The organism is Roseateles sp. P5_E1 (genome assembly GCF_054049335.1).
In genome coordinates this window covers 1-626 of sequence record NZ_JBFUMN010000273.1, presented here as the reverse complement: position 1 = coordinate 626, position 626 = coordinate 1, and the positions used below count along the sequence as shown (strand labels likewise).

At 64.7% G+C, this 626-nt stretch carries 2 protein-coding genes; one reads left to right on the top strand and one right to left on the bottom strand.

Annotated features, from left to right (window positions below):
* A partial coding sequence (locus ACXJKJ_RS30995) for a lysoplasmalogenase family protein (protein WP_457395396.1) occupies positions 1–389 on the top strand: 389 nt, incomplete at its 5' end.
* Between the two features lie 25 nt (positions 390–414).
* Here ACXJKJ_RS30995 and ACXJKJ_RS30990 read toward each other — a convergent pair.
* A partial coding sequence (locus ACXJKJ_RS30990) for a trehalase family glycosidase (protein WP_457395394.1) occupies positions 415–626 on the bottom strand: 212 nt, incomplete at its 5' end.

Sequence of the window (626 nt, the reverse complement as noted above, 5' to 3'; positions counted from 1 at the left end):
GCGCCGGCTTCAGGGCCGGGCGTGGATTGTGGATGGCCGTTGTGCTGTTGGGAACGTTCGCCGTTACCAACGTCACCGCGCTGTGGCCGCATCTTCCCGCCGACATGCGCGTCCCGGTGTTGGCCTATGTGGTGGTGCTCGCGTTGATGGCGATGCTGGCGTTGGCGCGCGTGTGGGCCAAGCCGTGGTTGCCTGGCGTGTCGCGTCGCAGTGCAGGCTGGGCGGTGGGCGGTGCACTGCTGTTTGTCGCCAGCGATTCGCTGCTGGCGTGGGACCGTTTTGCCGGTGGATTGCCGATGGCCAGTCTGCTGGTGCTCGGTACGTATTACGCCGCGAAATATGGCATCGCCCGGTCGGTGGCAGGTGGCGGTCGAAGCGCTTCGGTTTGATGCCAACGTTGCATTGAAGGGGCGATCAGTCCTCGTCACCCACATCCTGCGCGTTCTCGCAGCGCTTTCGTGGCGGGCACAGCCGATCCAGCAACGCTGCGGTGACCCCATTGCTCCAGCCGAAGCCATCCTGCAACGGGTATTCGCCGCCACCACCGCCGACGGCCGAACCGTCGACTACGTATTTCTCCACGAGTTTGTTTTCGCGGTCGTACACCGCCTGCACCGTGTGCAGGA